Below are 19,662 nucleotides of genomic sequence, written 5' to 3' on the forward strand. Positions count from 1 at the left end.
CATAGATTGAAAAAATCAAAACACCTTCAAGAGAATGCAGCCATGTCGTAAGTATGCGGGCAAATCTTGGAGGTGTTAAACTAATCTTAATATAACAATTCCTTATACAAAACATCAAAACATCAATACTAACATAAAAGCCTTTCCCCATGCTTCATACTGAAGGATAGAGAAAGGCTTTTGTGTTACCCTCATTTTTAACTGTAATTCGCAGGCTAAATCTTAAGTTCTCCGAGCTTGATTAGCTCTACAACTGCCTGCGAACGACCCTTAACATTGAGTTTCTGCATCACATTGGAGATATGGTTACGCACCGTTTTCTCGCTGATGAATAACTGCCCTGCGATGTCACGCGTTGTTTTGTCCTGAACCAGCAATTCGAATACTTCGCGTTCACGGTGGGTTAACAAAAATTTGCTTTTATGATGATCGATACCCTTCAATGTTCACCCCTCCTTGCTCGGGTTGTGTTGGTGTAACAAGGTTAAGGGGATACAGTCAACTCATCTTATGTAAGGTCAAGGGCGTTGGTTCAGTTTTAGAAGAAAAATGGGCTGTATTTCGATTATGGTTTGTCTATATTGTCTGCATTCATTTACTTATCACAAAATATGCCCTTGCATTGGGTATCCCCTCCGCAAAGGCACAATTGTTCATTCCACCGTCCTACCGATTCATGCGGTTCATCATGCCGCCGTCATTGTGGTTACGGTTCATGACGCCATCACCCAGAATACCGTCGCGGTTATGGGTATCACCTGCGTTCGTTGGGAAAATGCGCTCCACCATCGACTGGAACGTATCAATCATACCGCTGACTGGCTTACCATTGCGCAGATCAGTTGCATAGTTCTCCACCTGGCCTACGAAATCCGGGTTAGCAGACACATATACGTTCTCCACGTTTGGTGCAAACTGCTTGATTTTGGCTGAAATTTTACCTTTGATTTCCTCAGGTGTGTTGTCATCCGAACTGTCCATCATACGTGGACGCTCGCTTCTTGTGCCATACTGACTTTCGTTCATTGGGCGAGCTTTGCCACTATCCGTCAAACCGCGCATCATACCGATTGTACCCGTGCCCATCGTGCCATAGATGCCGCGATCATTGCCCATATGGCTACGGTCTGTTGCTGTACCCGTATTGAGCCCCGGAGCAATTCCGCTTGTGCTATATGGCGACATCGTGCCTGATCCGCCATGAACACGCATCCCACCCATATCCTCATTCATCAAGCCACCACGCATCGTATCACTGGCATGATTACGCATGGTGCCATTTAAACGGCTGCCTGTATGACCTGTTGATTTGCTGCCTAGCTTACCTGCATGCCCATTCGCCAGACGCACAGCAACATAAGCATTACGGTCGGTTAACATGACATGAGCAGACTCGACTTCCTTCATTTCAGTAATGCGCTTTGCCAGTTCATCACTGGATCTCAGGTCTGTGACATTGTGCATCCGGTAGCTTTTTGCGCGAATACCATCCATACCGTTGGTTTCGACGCCGTAACGATTGATACCATGGGCTTGCTCACGAACACTTTGGGTATGCATGTTGTTATCGCGATTCCCACAACCCGTCAAGCCGGCCATTACAAAAATTGCAGTAGATAATGATAACGTAATCGCTGTTGCCTTGTTGACTGTTGGCATGTAATGTTCATCCTCCAATGTGGTTGGTTTGGTTCACATAGATAGGATGCACGTATGGAGTTACCGATATGCTGAAAGGATATGGCACTCTAACCTGCCAAGCTGACTCATTTTTATAGGTTTATGTAATTTAACTCTGTACTTTTCCGCATGCAAAATAAAAAACAGCAGTGTTGCATGTACAGCAACACTGCTCTGTTCTAATTTTCTCACTTCTCGGAAGATGTCTCGGACGTATTAGGCTCCGAAGACGCAGCGGAGGTTTTGAGTTTTTCCGCATCCTTCTCCACTTCTTTCAAACTAGCCGCATCCATCGTATAGGCCCACCCTTCATCCGGAGTGACCACCCAGATGGTATCTGGCTCGGAAGAGGTCGTCAGCAACCGATATACCGTAGTCGTCTCTTTCCCGTTTACCTGTTGCTGGGCTGACAAAGTGGATCGAGGAATCGCATCTTTTAATTCGGACGCCTTACGAACGTCATCGGCGGTAGTCAAATTTTTAATTTGACCGATCAGCGATATCGCATCCTCTGACTTAATGGATTTTCCATTGATGGTCCACGTATGTTCAGACGCCGTATCCCCTTCTGCCGATGCCTTCAGCATCCAGCTCGATGCTTCGCCTTCCCATTCCAGCGTACGCACATTAGATTCATCCATATTAAATGGAGTTGTATCCAGCAGTTGGCGGCGTGTGAGAGCAATGTTGGTCACCGCATCATTTTTCACAGCAACCACCGCTCCTGAATTCACCCGAACGTAATGTGCATCTCCCGCAGGTAACTGGTTACCAATAGCAATCTTGAATTCACGCCCATCTTTCACTTTAATATCCAGACGTGTAGCCGCAGTGCCCAAGCCGTACTTCTCAACATCCTTTGGCGACTCTTCGACAACCATCTCCTGGTCAGCACTACTCATCGCATCGAGCCAACTACCAACACTGTACTCATTAAGAGGATAGTTCTTCGGCTCAGTCATATGCCAGATGCCGTCCTTTAGTTCTAACGTTGACACAGCATCTGAATCTGTACCTGTTCCGGACTTATCTTCAGTCCCCTCATGCAGTGTAATCGCCTGAATATCTGCTGATGATATACCAAGAAGTTTGGCCTGCACGGCCTCTTCTTCTCGAAAATAATTCTGATTGGCCGCATACACCCAGCCTGCAATCAATATAACAACGACCACCAATGTTGGTATTATTTTTTTCATACCCGTTTGCGCCTCCACCATAAGAGTACACCGATGATCACAAAGATAAGCGGGAATGCCACAATCGCTACAAAAAAGATCGTTCTGGCCTGCTGACCATTCAGATACGCGATCTCATAACCAGCCTGTACACGTGGACGAATCGTCAGACCGTCTTGTTTTTCACTCAAATAATTCACGGTATTCAAAATGAAATCCCGATTGCCGCCACTCGCAATTTCCGAATCCTGCATGAAAATGGACGACCCCAGAATGACGGCTTTGGGCTTGCCATCCAACGTATCCGCGGCATAACCGAGTTCGACAGGGCCCTGGATGTCCACCTCCTTGTCATTGTTCGTTTCATTTTGCAGCAAACCGCTAATATTGGTCTCTCCGTAACTTTCATTGGAGGAATGCATTAACGGAGACAGCTTGTATTTGTCCTGCTCCTTGCTGGTTAGTGCAATCGACAGAGACAGCATCGGGTACAGTTTGTTCTGAGCAAGCTTGTCTGTGATCGCATGACTTCCGTACTCAGGGGACACCCACAGCGGGCCCATTGTACTGGCTTGATTGTTATCCACCATAACTGCATGCTCATCAACTACACCGTAGTCAGCGATCAATGCGTCGATATTTTTCCAACTGGACTTCATATCTTCTGCAAAACCGAGGGATAATAACAGCTTACCTCCATTGCTCATATATGTCCGTACGGCCGTAAGCTCAGCATCACTCAGATCACGCTGTGGCCCAATAATAGCGAGTACATCGGCATCCTCAGGTACTTTACCAGCCTGATTCAGTTGCAACTCCTCTGTTGTGACATTATTCTGTTCCAGTGAAGATCGCAAAGTGCCCATCTGATCCAGACTTAGTTCTTCATGTCCGGTCAGGAATACCATTTTTTTCGTCTCTGTAGAGGAAAGGTTCATCAGTGCCTGTGTTAATTTCTCCTCACCCGTAAACTGGTAAGACCCGTCGCTACCGTCCCCGTTCGCAGTGAACAAGCTGGCAATATCAATGACCTTATGCCGGTCTCCTTGCTCCAGCACAATCGAGCTACCTGTGATCCCGTATTTGGAGGCAAGCGCAGGTTCCTGCGTCAAGTTGTACTGTTTCATTTTCAGCTTACTGCTGCGTTTAGTATATTCTTCAACCATATCCGCCACTTCGCGGTTCAGGACGGTATTGTTTGCATTTTCAACCGTTAACACGAGAATGTTGACATCATCTTTGACATTTTTGATCGCCGTTAGGGACTGGTCGGATAGTGTATATTGTTTATTCGAGGTCAGGTCGAGCTGGAAGCCGCCAAGCGAATTCAGGAACAGGGTTAGCAAAATAAAGATGCCAATCACCGCGACGGACAAGACGGTACTGTTGGTATGACTTAACCATTTTTTCATCTTCTCACCTCCACCGCTTCCGTTCCACAATTTGAATACTTAACAATAAAAACACACCCGTAAGTGTGACATAATATAGAACATCCGGTCCGCTCAGCACACCTTTGGTAAAGTTGTCAAAGTGCTTTGTCAGCGCAAACGGATCAAGCCATTTCTGTAAAGTGGACCCCGTATTACCTGCGAATGAATCAAGCATCCACAAAACGAGCAACATAATAAAACCCGCCACCGCAGACACCATCTGATGCTGAGACAACGTAGAAGCAAACACTCCAATCGCCATCATACTGGCGCCGAGGAAGAACAATCCAAGTGCAGACAACCAGACAGATGTCAGATCCAGCTTCCCGTAGAAAGACATGATGAATGGATACACTAGACTGCACAGAATGAGCACGAGCAAAATGGCCAGTGAAGCCAAATATTTTCCGAAAATAATCTCGGTCACTCGTGTCGGTGAAGTCAACAGTAACTCGTCTGTTCCCTGCCTGAACTCCTCTGCAACGAGTCGCATCGTTAACAATGGCACGACAAAAAGTAGCATGAACAATGTATCACCCAAGACCAGGCGATAGTCTACAATGCTCGGCTGAACATATACAAAGCTGGAGTAAAACAACAGACTCGTCATCAGCACGTATACGGCAAAAACAAAATAAGAGGTTGGTGACAGGAAATACGCCTGTAGCTCCTTGTTACAGATTGCCAGCATTCTTCTCATTGGCTTCCCTCCTCTGAACCCGGATTCGAGACCTTGGGATCAGATACGTCCTGCGCGTCTGCAGCATCATAGTTTTCTGGTTCGGACGTTGTTAACTTCAGGAATATTTGCTCCAAGCTCAGGTTTTCACGTTTCATCTCCAGAATTGGCAAACCTGCACCCGATAACAGATAAAACAGCTCTTCCCGGAAATCCTCGGACGTTTCCCCGGTGAGCCTTACGTGAACAGTAGAAGCTACATGAGATGTTGTATCGCCTGCATCTGGTGTATCGGTTGTCTCTGCTACTGAAACTGCTATATCATCTTCCCCTGCTAGTTCACTTGCAGTTGCTTCCAGATTACTATCAGAGGATGAAGACAACGAAGAGGTTGATGATAATGGAATAACTTCACTTTTTGCCTTCTCCCAAGGATTCAGCACCTGTAGCAGTTGTTGCTCCGTTGCTTTGACTTCAAGGGACACTTTGAAACGCTCTCCCACTGCAGACCCAAGTTCCTGCGGAGATCCATCGAGCACAAGCCTCCCTTGATTAATAATCAGCATTCGGTTACATAGTGTGCTTACCTCAGGCAAAATATGCGTGCTAAGTAATACGGTATGATTTTCACCCAGTTCCCGAATCAAATCTCTAATCTCGATAATTTGGTTCGGATCAAGTCCAGAGGTAGGTTCATCCAGCACCAGCAGGTCTGGCTTATGTATGATCGCTCCTGCTAATCCCAGCCGCTGTTTATAACCTTTGGATAATCCGCGCACCAGTTGTTTTTCCCTGCCCTGCAATCCCAGCCTGCTGACCATCTCACTAATCCGAAGTTTGACCTCACGCGCCGGAACATCCCTCAGATTAGCCACAAATTTAAGATATGACTGCACCGTCATATCCGGATAGAGCGGCGGCGTTTCTGGAAGATACCCAATCTTCGAGCGAACACTACGCCCCTGATCATGCACTGATACACCATCGACCAGCACCGAGCCTTCACTGGGATGCAAATACCCTGTAATCATTCGCATCGTCGTCGTTTTTCCAGCACCATTGGGTCCCAGAAATCCAACGATCTCGCCTCGCTCCATGGTGAAGTCCAATTGGTGCACACCGCGCTGGCCCTCGTACACTTTGCTCACCTGTCTCACTTCGAGCACGTCCTTCATCCTTTCCCGTTAAAAATACCCATGTAGCGCGATTAAACACAACACGGGAAGTTATTTGTATGATATGGGATGTACGCTAGCCTCAGCTTAAGATCACTTAAAATAAAGCTTAATTTTTTTTGTCTAAATTGTGAACTTTCAACATTGTACCCACACCCCGCCCTTGGGTCATACGTAACATACAGTACAGGAGAATGAGCTCCTGACCAAAAGTCAGAGGGTGAATCGTGTGAAAGTATTGTTCACGTTTTATGTTCCCAGCGGCGGTGTGGATACGCTTAACCGACTGCGAACCGCTGTATTGAAACGTCATGGCATAGAGGCACATCTATTGTATTTGAATACAGGTTCAGGCTTGCAGAATAACAGCGACACTCGTATTTTCACCGCATCCAGTGACCAGGATATTCATCATCTAATCCACAGTCAGCACTATGATGCCATTATTACCACTTCGGATATTGCCATGCCTGGTCGTTTGAGAGGTCTGGGTTACAAAGGCCGGATAATTTTTGAAGCACAAGGTCTAGGCACGCGAGAACAAGCACTGGAAACCATTGAAATGGCCGTCCCCTACCTTCAAGCTCATTGCGATGCTGCTGTAATACCCCCAACCGATCATCTACTGGATATGTTCATCCATATTTGCCCTTGGCTTCATCGTTTTGTCATCCCCAACATGCTGGATACGGATGCTTTTGCCCCGATCGCTGTGGACACTCCGCCTTACCCGGTTCTTGCGTGGGTCGGACGTCTGGAGCACAACAAAAACTGGCGTGAGTTCCTGGAAATTTCCCATGCGATTATTAAAAAGAAACCAAAAGCCAGGCTGTGGCTCTTCCACGATCCCACCTTGGCTAATCCGGAAGATGAGGTCATGTTTCGGCATCTGCTCGCCGAGTATGGATTAGAAGATCGCATCGGGATCTTTGTGAACGTTCCCCACTCGGAAATGCCAACCTTCTATTCCATGGTTGCTGCTTCAGGAGGGATTATGTTATCCACTTCTTTACTCGAAGGTTTCGGTTATGCCGTAGCCGAAGCCATTAGCTGTGGTTGCCCTGTACTCAGTACAGATTCGGATGGCGTTCGTTCATTTATTACTCACAACAAAACGGGTAAATTCTATCCGATTGGCGATGTGCATGCCGCAGTAAACGAGGCAATGGATCTAATGAACAACAAGAAACTTCGGGAATATATTCGTATCCAGGGAAGACAGCATCTGAGTATATCCTTTTCACCCGACCGATACGCAGCCTCTTTCCGCGAAATGATGACGGCTTTGAGAATTTTTCATTGAACGACTGATTAACTTGAACTATGTATGATTTACACGGACCACTCCGATGACAGAATAACCATCCAATCGCTGTTATCCCCAGATTTTTTGGATTCCCTTTTCCAAAGGGAAAAATCCGGTGATAAAGGCGAAGCAAATCCTTCCGAAGCAGCTTTCTTCCAGAAAGCTTTTAGCTCCGCTTTTCCAGGTTTTTTCTGTCCTCTCCGTTTCTGTGTAAATAAATTAGTGCAAGTTATATCGAGAATTGGGTAATCAAAAGGCAGTCCAGAGCATACGCTTCTGAACTGCCTTAAATTTGTTATATATTGGAAATCTATTAATGTCCCATCATCATCGCTGGGTCAGGGCTATCTCCTGTCTGCAATTCCGGTTCCGGTTCAGCCGTACGCTTCGGTTTACGCAGAATCAGACTAAGCACACAACCGAACAGCGCAATACACGCCGCGAGGAGAAACGTATCATTGAATCCGCTCACCAGTCCGTTAACGATATCTGCTTTTTCCGTGCCCATTGTGTTGCTTGTCACACGAGAAGTAAGGAATCCCGTAAGACCCGCTACCGCAAAGGAAACAACAACCTGCTGCGCAGCAGCAGTTAATGGTGTCACACGGGCCACCAGTTTACGCGGTGCCGCATTCAATACGTGTGTGTTCAGTGGCATCATGGACAAGCCCATACCAAATCCCATCATAAGCAAGACGGTAATAATAAGACCTAGCCCTGTCGTAGCTGTAATCGAGGACAAAATAAACAACGCTCCTGAAATAATCCCCAGACCTACAAAGGCCAGTGGTCTTGCTCCAATTTTGTCAAACAGTCGACCGCCCAGTGGCATGGAAATCCCGGAAGCCAGCGCTTGAGGCAGCAGGATTAGTCCTGTCTCGAGTGCCGTGTATCCTTTGATCTGCTGCAAGTAGAGCGGGATCAGAATCATCGAGCCGAACAAAGCCACTTGGGCTACCCAAGCTAGGACAATACCTCTGGAGAAGTCGGAAGAGGTAAACACCCGAAGCTCAAGCAACGGATTTTTTTGACGAAGCTCTACGATAATAAACAGGATAAGCGCTACTCCGCCAACAATAACGCCCGTAAGTGTTGTCGCAGACGTCCAGCTCGTGCCGCCTTCACTTACACCATACGCCAGCATGGAGAAAGCAATTGGTGCAAGAATCATTCCCAGCAAATCCAGAGCAGGTGTAAGGCCACGGTCGGTATCCGGTAAGAATCGAACACAGAGAATGAAAGCCGCAATACCAATCGGCAGGTTAATCAGGAAAATCCAGTGCCAGCTGACCGATTCAATAAACCAGCCGGACAATACCGGACCGAGCGCAGGAGCAAGCAGCATCGGAATACCGAGCATCCCCATAATGGAACCTCTGCGTTCTGGCGGAGCCAGACGAAACACCATGGCCATCCCGATTGGAGCAACCATACCTCCGCCAAGTCCTTGAATGACACGAAATAGAATCAACTGCTCTGGTGATTGAGCAATCGAACACAATACAGAGCCAAGGGTAAACATGGCAATCGTAAATAAAAATACTCTTTTGGCCCCGAAACGGTCGGTCAGCCATCCTGCTAGTGGAATTACAGCGGACAAGGCGAGTGTATACCCTGTAACTGTCCATTGAATGGTTTTCAGGTCTGTCTCGAAGTACTGTACCAGATTTGGAATAGCTACGTTAACGACCGTGCTGTCCAGAATGACCATAATCATGCCGACGATAATCGATAGAAGCGGCAGAATAATCGTCCTGATTGAAAATTCTTCTGTCTCCTGTGGTACTGATGTTTGTTGTTTCACGCACTCACTCTCTTTTCCGGCGTCGCAATGGCATCAGGGTGACCCGGCCTGCGTACTGCCTATAATGACGGTTGTTTCAAACCATCGTTTTAAATCATTGTTTTAAACTTTCGTTTTATACTGGTTTAATTTTAATGAAAATACCTTTGCTGTCAAGCTATTTTTCAAGGCATCGTTTTATATAAAAAAACGACAAAAAAAGAAGCAGGCCTCTCGCCTGCTCCGTATCGTTGTGTACACATTAATCAGCAAGTTTGATCATCTGATGCTCCGACAATACGCCGATGAGCTGTCCATCCCCGCTGCGACAGTAGATTCGAATCAACAGATGGTTTGGTACTGAACTATTACTTATGATTTTCAACTCACAGATTTTGCCAGACACATTCAGATTATGAATGACATAACTATTTGCTGCCGTCCCGGAGCCTGGGTTTACATGAAATAAGTTTCGGTACATTTCTCCGTAAATTCCGCCTACTCCAACGTATATATCTGTTCCTTCCCCATCTCCAACATAAGCAACTTCCACATCCATATATTTCACAGGAATAAACGTCTGAAGCAAATTCTCATGCATCTGGATGATATATACGGCCATCTTGTATCCCTCCTGCGGAGCCTGAATTCTTCGCAATTCTCCCTGTAGACAGAATATGTTTCTTCTCGTCCATTGGCATGTACAGTCACCTAATTTTAAGGATTGCAACGGATGCCCGACCTGAACTCCCGTTTATTTCATAGAATAACAGGATAGGAGTTCGGCCTGTGCAGGCCGCGACAAGGAGGTCATTATGAGAGTTCTGCTCGTTACGTATTGGGAACTTACACATATGGGAGGCATCTGGACATATATTAAACAACTCGCCGACAGACTCGGTGCCCTCGGTGTTGAAGTGGATATCATGGGCACAAACAGCGCCAAAAATGAAGTATATGTTCGTAATCTCAATCGTTCTTTCTCGAAAGATCTGGTATGGCCCATGTTGCAAGCCAAGCTTAACCCAAACGACCTTCCACAATTCACAGCTGACTCACTGCTGGCTTATTACGAATTGAACAGATATGCTTTTGAGATGGCTGCTTCCTATCTTGGCGTGGAACAGTATGACGTTATTCATGCTCAAGACCCTGTTGCAGCTGTAGCGATCAAACGGATTATGAAGCGAAACATACCGCTCGTTACAAGTTACCATGGAGCTCTTGCTCGCGAAGCGTTCTACGATGAGCAAAATTCCAATCCACAGTTAACACTATCTGCCTATTTGCAATCCAAACGCGGACGTTATTTCCTCTCACTGGAGCAACGCAGCGCGGCGCAATCTGAATTGATTCTGGTGTCGAGTCACTGGATTAAAAGCACGGTGACTGAACTCGGCGTGCCGGAGTCCAAATTCAGACAAATTCCGTATGCTGTCGATCTGCCGAATTATCGTAAAGCTGCCGCTGCCAGGTTCCCTCATCGCGCACCTGCGGGCAAGAAGGTTATTGCTTTTACCGGAAGACTTGAATATATCAAAGGGGTTCATGTGCTGATCAAGGCGCTCGCCAGCCTGAAGACCAAACGTTCGGATTGGGTGTGCTGGATTGCAGGAGAAGGCAATCTGCTGGATGAGTTACGTGGTCAGGCTTCTAACGCTGGTATTGCCGAAGATATTATATTCTGGGGCAAGCTGGACAACATCCCTTCTTTTCTCAAACATGCGGACATTTATGTGCAGCCAAGCCTTCAGGACACACAGCCTTTTTCTGTTACCGAAGCACAGCTTGCAGGCGTTCCCGTCATCGTCAGCGGCACAGCGGGCATGCCCGAAATGGTTGAACCGGGGCACACCGGGTGGGTCGTTCCCACGCAAGATGCCGATTCACTCAGCGAGCTGCTGCATGCGCTGCTTGAGGATGATGCAACTCGCAAAAAGGTAGGAGCCGCCGCCAAATCATGGGCTGAACAGCATCGCTCCTTGGAAGAAATGGGATTACGTACACTGGATGTATATCAAGAAGCGATCTATAGAGGAGGACTCCGGGCATGACCTTGCTTGTTCCAAGTGATCTGTATAATCGCTGGTTTTCCGTTCCCGTCTCCACGCCCCACATTGAGGTGGATTACGAGACGATGAACGCACTTATGCAAAAGCTTCCGAAAGGATATGTGTTTCCCGATCCGGTATCCATGGTTATTTTGAATGAAAAGGACTAAAAAATTACTCTCCGAGTAGCCTCTTCAAGGCTAATGTGCAAGCATTACAAAAAGAAGCCACAGATCTAAATCTGTAGCTTCTTTTTTTCATAATCTACTCATACCTCAACTTTTTTCTAATTAATCGGATGCCAACTTCGAATACATATACAGATCATTAAACGTATCCCTCGAACCTGGTTCTGCTCCACTTCCTGCTCTCTCGTAACCTCTCAACGTTCCTTCCCGCGTGAAATCTAGCTTCTCCAGCAGTTTAATAGAGCTCACGTTACGGGGATCAACTTTTGCCTCAATCCGATTGAGTTTCAAAGAAGAGAAGCCGTGAGTTAATAGAGCAGATACAGCCTCCATTGCATACCCTCTACCCCAGTAAGCTTTGGCCAGATCGTACCCGATCTCGGCTCTAGCTTGTTCATTATCAAGATAGTTATAACCGCAGGAGCCCATGATCACACCCGATTCCTTTTCAATAATGGAGAAGCGGATAGCCTTTTTTTCCTTAGCCAGATCAGCGAGCAACTGAATCATCTCCAGCGCTTGTTTTTCATCCGAGAACGGGGAAATATTCATAAACATGGCGACCTCTGGGTCAGACCATACCTGAAAGAGCTCAGTCGAGTCGGAAGCTTTCATTTGACTTAATTGTAGTCTTGTCGTGTGTAATTCGGTAATCAATACGTTAACCTCCATTATTATTATTTAATAGTCCGGTTATCCAATATTGATATCTGCGCATCATTCAGTCCCTTCTATGTACAAGTCACCGTTCATTATACAGGAATTTCGCTATCTCATCCTTTTCAAAAAAAGAGCGAATACCTGAGTAGCATCTTCCACTGCTGCTCAGGTGTTCGCTCCTCATACTCCGTATTTTAGCTAATCATCCTGCTGATCCATGTTGCTCTGCTAGATAGACCTACAATTGCAATCGTCCATCATTTCCAATACCCGCCAACATGCAACAAATTAAGCAAGATTGGACGGTGTTTCTCCTGAACACGTTCCATCTCCGCGACCAGTTCCTTGAAATGACGTTTCGTACCCATCGACTCGTGCAGCCGGTAACACATCAGTGGTTCATTAAAGTAAAACAGCTCATACATCGGGAATAATCTCAGCCACATCTCATAATCATGCGTATACCGAAAATCCGTGTCGAACACCCCAAAGCGCTCAAACGCCTCCATCTCCACCATTACCGTACATCCATTAATCGGGCAGCCTTCCATCAGCACCTGCAACATTTCCAGACGGCTTCCCACCTCAGGCTGCACCGTATCCAGCCATTCGCCATGTTCATTGATGTAATGATACGCCCCATGACAGAACGATGCTTGGACATCAAGCATAAACCTCAACTGTTTTTCCACCCGATTCAGCAGCATCACATCATCCGAGCTGAGCCAAACAAAATAGTCTCCTGTTGCATGTTTGATGCCTTCGTTAAGTGCGGTCGCTGTGCCGCCATTCTCTTTGCGAATATAATGAATCTCTTCCATAAACGGCTGTAGCCGCTCCACATGTTTGGTCGACCCATCATCCACCACGATCACCTCAATATGCGGATACGTCTGGTGAAGGGCACTGTGAACGGCCTGCTCGATATACGGACAATTATAAAAAGGAATCACGATCGAAACCTTCGGCTCCATCCGGGCATCCCCTTCCTCCTCAAATCTGTGCAAAGCAAACTCTTGCGTCTCCTCCAGTATATGAAGGTTTCAACCCGCAGTATCGGGCATTCACAGCAGGGTGAACGTACATTTTGCAGCGTATTGCAGAACCGTCACAGCCTTCGGCATCCTCATGCATATAGAGCTCATGATTATGCGTACGTCCCATATCCTAACCTCTCTCTTACCAAAAGGCTGCGCCAAAGAAGCCGCTAATCAGCACGCTACGCGGCTTCATAACGGCCCCTTACGCTACCCGCCGAGTGCAGCAATACGCTGCAACAACGGTTCGCGATACCTCGACCAGACCATGGACGCTTCTCTGCCGATCACGTCCGCATGACGCACCGATCCCATCCCCCCATGCCAACGATACGCCGTTAGCGGCTCATTCAGGTACGGGAAGCGATGACCATTAAGCAGCATTCGCAGCCATAGATCCAGATCATGCGTATAAGGCAACAGTTCATCAAACAGCCCTACGCCGCTGAATAGATCCTTACGAATCATGACCGTGCATCCGTTGACCGGATTACCGCCATTAAAACGGCGTAGACAATCCAGTTCAGACATCGGCTCAGGCCCGCCATGCATTTTGGTCACCGCCGAATGTTCATTGATATAGTGAAAATTCGTATGGGAGACCAGAACATTTTCACGTTGCATGAATTCAAGCTGGTAACGAATTTTATCAGGATAAAAGAAATCATCTGAGCTCAGCCAAGCCACATAATCCCCCGAAGCATGCCGAATGCCGTGATTCAGTGCAGAGGCGGTGCCGCCGTTGCTTTTGCCAAGTACATTAATCCATGGGAGATAGGGCTGGAGCAGCTCCGCATGTCTTGTGGAGCCGTCGTTAACAACGATAATCTCGACCTCTGGATAGGTTTGATCCAGTGCACTCTGAATTGCCATTGGCACATAAGGACAATTGTAGAACGGAATCACAATCGATACACGCGGATTCATCCTGTTGTCCTCCCTTGCTGGGTACGAACATCACTCAAAATATCGCGTAGTGATGCCTCAAATGAGATCTGCGGTTGCCAGCCCAATTTGCGCAGTTCCGACATTTCCTCTTGTTTCCCTGCTCCATCCGGCCCAGATGAAGTACCATCCCAGCGGATCGGTACTTTGGCTTCTGTCATCGATATCAACAGATCAGCGATCTCGCCAAGGCTCCGTTCCACCCCGGACACCACCGGATATACGGTTCCGCTGGTGCCATGCACCAGTAAGGTAGCATACGCGCGAACCGCATCCCGCACATCCAGAAAATCACGTGTATTATCTCGCCCGGATAGACGAAACGCTTCTGTTTTGCCCGTCTGCTCACAAGCAACCACATGGCGGGCAAGCAGAGAGCAGATGCCCGTAGAGGGCCCGGCACCAATCAGATTACCCGGTTCTGCCAGCATGATCTGCTGACCGAACAGGGACTTCCAAGACAGTGATACCATCTCTTCCAGCGCCTTGCTCAAGCTGTATGGATGTGGTGGCTGGGGTATGCGCCCAGGTTCCGGTGTGTACTTGAGTCTGGACCCTACAATTACCGTTCTCGCCTTCGGACAGATGCGTAGAGCATCCAGCAGGTATAGCACCGCCATTACGTTCGTTTCGAGCACTAACAGTGGATCAGCCCAGGAATCCGGTACCGAGTTTTTGCCAGCGAGATGAAGCACATAATCCGGCTCGATCTCCTGAATCAGTTCACGAACTTGTTCCTTATTATTGAGATCACAGACATATACGTCCACGTTTTTACCAAACGAATATACATCCGGCCGCCTTACAACGGCCACAACATCCGCACCGGCACCTTGAAAATAGGTTACAGCATGTCGTCCTGTAAAACCGGAGGCGCCTGTAATTAGTACTTTTTTGCCCGTCAGCTCTGCTCCATCCATAATGCCAGCTCCTTCAGCATAGTTGAATAGTCCGGCAGGTTTGTCTTCACATCCTCACGGGTGGATACCAGCGTGCGATCCTGAACCATGCTATCATCCGGTATAATCTTCACATCCTGTTTGTTCCAGACCTGCTGGAACAACACAAGCAGATCATGTTTGCTGAGTGGTGAAGGATGAGCAAGATGGATCAGGCCACTGACTGGAGAATCCAGATAATGGTCTACCCATTTGGCAAGTTCAAGTGTGGTTACGCCATTCCAGAAGACACGTGTGTACCCGCCAACTTCACCCGTGCTGGACATAAACCACTGCATCAGACCGATACCACCCTGCCGGATTTCAGGTCCAATAATGGACGTCCGTATCGTCAGATGCCCTTCATCCTGCACCTCACCGAGTGCTTTCGTAATCGCATAGGAGGACGTACCGTCCGTCACATCATCCTCCCGATATGCTCCGCGATCACCGCTGAATACACAGTCTGTGCTGATATGGATTAGACGTGCACCAATGGAATCGGCCATCCGCCGCAGACGATGCGGCAGAAAACCGTTGATATGATAGGCACCAATTTTATCTTCATCCGCGAAGGTGTTCAGCACACCAACCGCGTTAATGATGACGTCCGGGTGCACCGCTTCTACAAGCCTGTCGACCATGAAGCTGTCATTCACATCCAGGATCAACCCATTCGGGTCAGTCACGTCCCGCGTGGTGTAGAAGACGCTGTGCACACCTTGACGGCGGAAATAGTCGACCAGAATATGGCCGGCCATTCCGTTTCCCCCAAGAATCAGCAGCTTCATGATAGAAACCCTCCGCGCTTCAAAATTTCACGAATCTCTTCTTTGGTCATAAGTTGGTGCTCGGAACTAAAGCTGCTGTATGGCACCGGTGGGCAGTTGGTGTAATGTTCACGTAATCCTGGGATGCCGAGCGTAGGCAAAATCACCAGATACTGTTCGTCGTAGACAACCGTCGTCATGCTCTCGAATTCACTCATCAGAATTTCATGGATTTTCTCACCTGGACGAACGCCGCGTTCTACAATCGCTACGTTTTCCACACCGGAATCTTCAATGAGAACCTCGGCAAGATCGACAATCTTGCATGTTGGCATCGTCATAACAAAGATTTCGCCGCCAACACTTTCTACCGAGGCTTTGAACAGAAGTTTGATCGCGTCCTTAAGTGTAAGGAAGAACCGGGTCATGCCCATATCCGTAATGGATACCTGGCCTTTTTGGCGAATCTGGTTTTTGAACAGATGCACTACACTGCCGTTGGTGCCGAGCACATTGCCGCCCCGTACCGTGACAAACTTCGTATCACTATGAAGCAGGTTCGCATAAACAATCAATTTCTCACCGATCGCCTTGGTCATTCCATAGAAGTTCGAAGGATTGGCCGCTTTGTCGGTCGAAATATAGATGACTTTTTTCACTTTATTTTCAATCGCCGCTTCAATGACATTCTGTGTGCCGATCACATTTGTTTTGAGTGCTTCATACGGCTGGTCTTCACATACCGGTACATGCTTGAGTGCAGCCAGATGGAAAACATAGTCCACATGCTGGCAGGCCGCCGTCAAGGCATCCTTGTCACGAATATCACCAATGCGGAAATGAAGGCGCGGGTCTTCAAAATCACGACTCATCGCTACCTGACTGGACTCGTTGCGAGAGTACACAATAATTTCTTTTGGCTGCTGGGGCAACAGTTGAGCGACAAGCTCATACCCCCATGATCCCGTACCGCCAGTCACGAGTATACGCTTATTTTCAAACATGCATTTTCCCTCCAAGCAGAAATTTGACCACTTTACTGGACACATCTGTTGCCTTGTAACCTTGCGGACAATCCCAGTCATTTGGCAGTTTGGTCATCACGTTCACACAATCCGCAATGCGCGCGGCATCCAGGCCGGAGACCACATTGCTGCCACAGTCTACCGTTTCCGGACGTTCTGTCGTGCGACGCATCGTTACGGTAGGCACCCCCATGATGCAACATTCCTCCTGAACCGTTCCGCTGTCTGTGAGCGCACAGCGTGCATGTCGCTCCAGCATGACAAAGTCGAAAAATCCAAACGGCTCATGGAATTCCACCAGCGGATGCATCTCCAGCTGCAGATGTTCGGCAATGCGAATCGCTGTTCGCGGATGAATGCTGCATATCACGCGTTGCCCATGTTCCTCCGCGACTTGATTTAGCCCTTTCATAATCTCCAGCAGATGAGGAGGGTGATCGACATTTTCAGCTCGGTGAGCGGTAACGAGAAAATATTGTCCGGGCTTCAGCTTGAGTTTTTTCAAAATTTTGCTGGCATTGACCTGTGGACCGTAATGTTCCATTACCTCGTAAATCGGATTGCCCGTAAGCACAATGCGGCGGCTAGGCACACCTTCACTGACAAGATGTTTCTTACTTTGTTCGGTGTAAGGCATGTTAATGGTCGAGATCGCATCAATCACGCGGCGGTTTTTCTCCTCTGGTACATCCAGATCGAAGCAGCGATTGCCAGCCTCCATATGAATTACCGGAATGCCCATACGTTCAGCAAGTACCGCACACAAAGCGCTGTTGGTGTCTCCAAGCAGGAGCAATTTGTCAGGCTTCTCCTGCTGAATTAAATCTTCCATTTGAGTAAACATGGAGGAGAGCTGTCGCCCCAATGAGGCGGCTTCATCCTGAAGAACGTAATCCGGGGCACGCAGACCCATTTCCTTGAAAAAAAGACCGCTGAGACTTTCTGTGAAGTTCTGTCCCGTGTGCACCAGAATATGTTTGGACGCATACTGGTCCAGCTTGGAAATGATCAGGCTGAGTCGAATAATCTCAGGTCTCGTACCCAGCACCGTCATGATCTTCATCGTCATCCCTGCCTTCTGTCGTGTGTTAGAAACCCCTTTTCTTGTATTAAAGTCCCTCTCTTTTAACGTGTATTATGAACCTTGTCTATTACCGTGACTTGGAACCTTTGCGTGCCGTCCGGCTACGTCGTTTGTTCCTGGAAGAGCGTCTGCGAGTGGACAAATTCGAGGCAGATGTGTGCCGCCTTTTGACTTTACGAGTACGAGCCGAACGGCTCTTCTTCCCGGTTTGAATCGTTCGTTTCAACTCTTTGAGCTTGCGGCGAGAAGCGGGAATCTTTCTTTTACGGCGTTTACCTACAAGAATTTCTGGCTCAGTCCGTTGATCTTCTTCGCGGGGTTTCCCTGCCCCCTCTCCCTGCTGTGTTACGGTTATCGGAGGCAACGAAGAACGAGGAAGAAGCTGTACAATACTCTCTGGAAGCAACAACGTTCGAATAAGGGCCGGATCGGGATTCATCACTGTACGCAGTCCGCCTTCTCCCCACGCCAGCACAGGACCACTCGGTGGCTGGATATATGTGAACCATCCGGGAAAACGCAATAACCACTGTGTGACCATCGTATGCAACTTCACCCGGTAGGTTTCGATTCCGTACAGCTTTTCCGCTTCTGTCCGGTTACGCCATCCGGTATCGGAAGCAAGCTCGGAATCATTCAGCAATGTCGTAGCCAGCGTAACGAGTGCATCACTATCCCCGGGCGGAGCCAGAAATGCACCGCTGCCTACGGATTCCATCAATTCACTGAGGCCACCCTGGGCAAAAGCGATGACTGGTTTGGCAAAATAAAGCCCCTCTAGCGCAGTCATACCGAAGCCTTCTTTTACCATGCTGGGAATGACCACGATATCCATTGCGGAGTAGGCCAACGATACATTTTCCTCAAACGTGGTAAACGTAAAGCGCCTTGCATACCCGGAGCGTTTCACCTGATAAACACATTCGTCGTAATACTTTTTGTCTGACGGTGCGCCTATGATCCAGAAGCGACAGCGTGAATGGGTCTCACACAGCTTCAGTGCCATATCAACAAAGGGCTTTAAACCTTTGGCATCATATATAAAGGAAGAAATATAACCGATACAGGTGTGCGAAGACTTGTATCTAAGCTCCTTACGTTTTCGCTCACGCAGATGAAGCCAGCGGTCCGGTGCAGGCAGAGCAGGCTCCCATGTCGGAGGAATAATCGTCACCCTGTCACTCATACCTGCTTGTTTGAACGGTAACGCTGCCGTCTCGGAAATTCCGATAATCCAGTCTGCATACCGGCCAATCATCTGGATCGCTTCAGGTGTGTGCTCATTCGTTTGAATAATCTCGGTAATTTTCCAGATGACTGGAATCCCGAGCGATTTTGCCGCTACAGCAGGCATGACATTCACGCAGGTATTAGTCAAAACCATATCCGGCTCGTGACTTCGGATCAGCCAGAGCGCATCCTGAAATGCCGGAGTGTGCCGCAGATGTTCCGCATCTTGTGCAATCCCCTGATACGGTGTGTACACACCATGAAGCATCGGCAAATTACATATATGAACCTGAATGCCAAACCTTCGTGCGAGCCCGGTAAGTTTCCCTTCCTGCGGCGCAACAAGCACACATTCAAAGATCGTGCCAATCTCTCTCATAAAATGAAGCAAAAGCTTCTCCGCTCCTGTAATACTGCGGGTATTACACACATGGGAAAACAGCATTAGTTTTGGTTTCATTGCCATGGCCGCACACGGACCCCGTATACAACAGACAAGCTGA

The 19,662-nt window shown here is 48.0% G+C and carries 19 protein-coding genes; 3 read left to right on the forward strand and 16 right to left on the reverse strand.

What is annotated here, in order from left to right:
* Positions 1-215: 215 nt before the first annotated feature.
* The 6 genes from MHI38_RS10275 to MHI38_RS10300 form a co-directional block, all read right to left on the reverse strand.
* Complete coding sequence (locus MHI38_RS10275; protein WP_090919235.1) at positions 216-443, reverse strand: helix-turn-helix domain-containing protein; 228 nt, start codon at positions 441-443, stop codon at positions 216-218.
* Positions 444-666: 223 nt separating this feature from the next.
* Positions 667-1,659 (reverse strand): YhcN/YlaJ family sporulation lipoprotein, encoded by a 993-nt coding sequence (locus MHI38_RS10280; protein WP_341181233.1) that lies wholly within the window; start codon positions 1,657-1,659, stop codon positions 667-669.
* 209 nt (positions 1,660-1,868) lie between these two features.
* Positions 1,869-2,876: a DUF4340 domain-containing protein gene (locus MHI38_RS10285; protein ID WP_341181234.1), complete on the reverse strand. Its 1,008-nt coding sequence runs from the start codon at positions 2,874-2,876 to the stop codon at positions 1,869-1,871.
* Positions 2,873-4,267 (reverse strand): GldG family protein, encoded by a 1,395-nt coding sequence (locus MHI38_RS10290; RefSeq protein ID WP_341181235.1) that lies wholly within the window; start codon positions 4,265-4,267, stop codon positions 2,873-2,875. Before MHI38_RS10290 ends, MHI38_RS10285 begins: the two co-directional genes overlap by 4 nt.
* A gap of 4 nt (positions 4,268-4,271) precedes the next feature.
* Complete coding sequence (locus tag MHI38_RS10295) at positions 4,272-4,988, reverse strand: ABC transporter permease subunit (protein WP_341181236.1); 717 nt, start codon at positions 4,986-4,988, stop codon at positions 4,272-4,274.
* On the reverse strand, positions 4,985-6,133 hold the full coding sequence (locus MHI38_RS10300; protein WP_341181237.1) for an ABC transporter ATP-binding protein: 1,149 nt from the start codon (positions 6,131-6,133) through the stop codon (positions 4,985-4,987). Before MHI38_RS10300 ends, MHI38_RS10295 begins: the two co-directional genes overlap by 4 nt.
* Before the next feature lie 238 nt (positions 6,134-6,371).
* Here MHI38_RS10300 and MHI38_RS10305 point away from each other — a divergent pair, with 238 nt between their 5' ends.
* Positions 6,372-7,445 carry a glycosyltransferase family 4 protein gene (locus MHI38_RS10305; protein ID WP_186811753.1) on the forward strand — a complete coding sequence of 358 codons (1,074 nt, stop codon included), beginning with the start codon at positions 6,372-6,374 and terminating at the stop codon, positions 7,443-7,445.
* Between the two features lie 316 nt (positions 7,446-7,761).
* Here the strand turns inward: MHI38_RS10305 and MHI38_RS10310 are convergent, their stop codons facing one another.
* A complete protein-coding gene (locus MHI38_RS10310) occupies positions 7,762-9,252 on the reverse strand; it encodes a DHA2 family efflux MFS transporter permease subunit (RefSeq protein ID WP_308723098.1) in 1,491 nt (496 codons plus the stop codon).
* 241 nt (positions 9,253-9,493) lie between these two features.
* Positions 9,494-9,853: a hypothetical protein gene (locus tag MHI38_RS10315; protein WP_253491655.1), complete on the reverse strand. Its 360-nt coding sequence runs from the start codon at positions 9,851-9,853 to the stop codon at positions 9,494-9,496.
* 193 nt (positions 9,854-10,046) lie between these two features.
* On the opposite strand from MHI38_RS10315, the gene MHI38_RS10320 reads away from it, so the two are divergent.
* Together MHI38_RS10320 and MHI38_RS10325 are read left to right on the forward strand one after the other, a co-directional pair.
* Positions 10,047-11,285, forward strand: a complete 1,239-nt coding sequence (locus MHI38_RS10320) for a glycosyltransferase family 4 protein (RefSeq protein WP_308723097.1) — start codon at positions 10,047-10,049, stop codon at positions 11,283-11,285.
* Positions 11,282-11,452, forward strand: coding sequence for a hypothetical protein (locus MHI38_RS10325; protein ID WP_167375712.1), 171 nt, complete (start codon positions 11,282-11,284; stop codon positions 11,450-11,452). The genes MHI38_RS10320 and MHI38_RS10325 overlap by 4 nt, the downstream gene beginning before the upstream one ends.
* Positions 11,453-11,572: 120 nt before the next feature.
* Here MHI38_RS10325 and MHI38_RS10330 read toward each other — a convergent pair whose 3' ends face one another.
* The 8 genes from MHI38_RS10330 to MHI38_RS10365 form a co-directional block, all read right to left on the reverse strand.
* Entirely contained in the window at positions 11,573-12,127 is a 555-nt protein-coding gene (locus MHI38_RS10330) for a GNAT family N-acetyltransferase (protein WP_154891007.1), read from the reverse strand.
* Between the two features lie 260 nt (positions 12,128-12,387).
* Complete coding sequence (locus MHI38_RS10335) at positions 12,388-13,104, reverse strand: glycosyltransferase (protein ID WP_154891008.1); 717 nt, start codon at positions 13,102-13,104, stop codon at positions 12,388-12,390.
* 273 nt (positions 13,105-13,377) lie between these two features.
* Positions 13,378-14,094, reverse strand: coding sequence for a glycosyltransferase (locus tag MHI38_RS10340; RefSeq protein WP_154891009.1), 717 nt, complete (start codon positions 14,092-14,094; stop codon positions 13,378-13,380).
* Positions 14,091-15,032 (reverse strand): NAD-dependent epimerase/dehydratase family protein, encoded by a 942-nt coding sequence (locus tag MHI38_RS10345; protein WP_154891010.1) that lies wholly within the window; start codon positions 15,030-15,032, stop codon positions 14,091-14,093. The genes MHI38_RS10340 and MHI38_RS10345 overlap by 4 nt, the downstream gene beginning before the upstream one ends.
* Positions 15,014-15,841: a dTDP-4-dehydrorhamnose reductase family protein gene (locus tag MHI38_RS10350; protein ID WP_154891011.1), complete on the reverse strand. Its 828-nt coding sequence runs from the start codon at positions 15,839-15,841 to the stop codon at positions 15,014-15,016. Before MHI38_RS10350 ends, MHI38_RS10345 begins: the two co-directional genes overlap by 19 nt.
* Positions 15,838-16,824 (reverse strand): polysaccharide biosynthesis protein, encoded by a 987-nt coding sequence (locus MHI38_RS10355; RefSeq protein ID WP_090919276.1) that lies wholly within the window; start codon positions 16,822-16,824, stop codon positions 15,838-15,840. Before MHI38_RS10355 ends, MHI38_RS10350 begins: the two co-directional genes overlap by 4 nt.
* Positions 16,817-17,908, reverse strand: a complete 1,092-nt coding sequence (gene wecB, locus MHI38_RS10360; RefSeq protein ID WP_090919756.1) for a non-hydrolyzing UDP-N-acetylglucosamine 2-epimerase — start codon at positions 17,906-17,908, stop codon at positions 16,817-16,819. Before wecB ends, MHI38_RS10355 begins: the two co-directional genes overlap by 8 nt.
* Positions 17,909-17,996: 88 nt before the next feature.
* Entirely contained in the window at positions 17,997-19,538 is a 1,542-nt protein-coding gene (locus MHI38_RS10365) for a glycosyltransferase family 4 protein (protein WP_341181238.1), read from the reverse strand.
* Between the last annotated feature and the right edge of the window lie 124 nt (positions 19,539-19,662).

This window comes from Paenibacillus sp. FSL K6-1558, assembly GCF_038002565.1.
GTDB classification, from domain to species: Bacteria; Bacillota; Bacilli; order Paenibacillales; family Paenibacillaceae; genus Paenibacillus; species Paenibacillus polysaccharolyticus.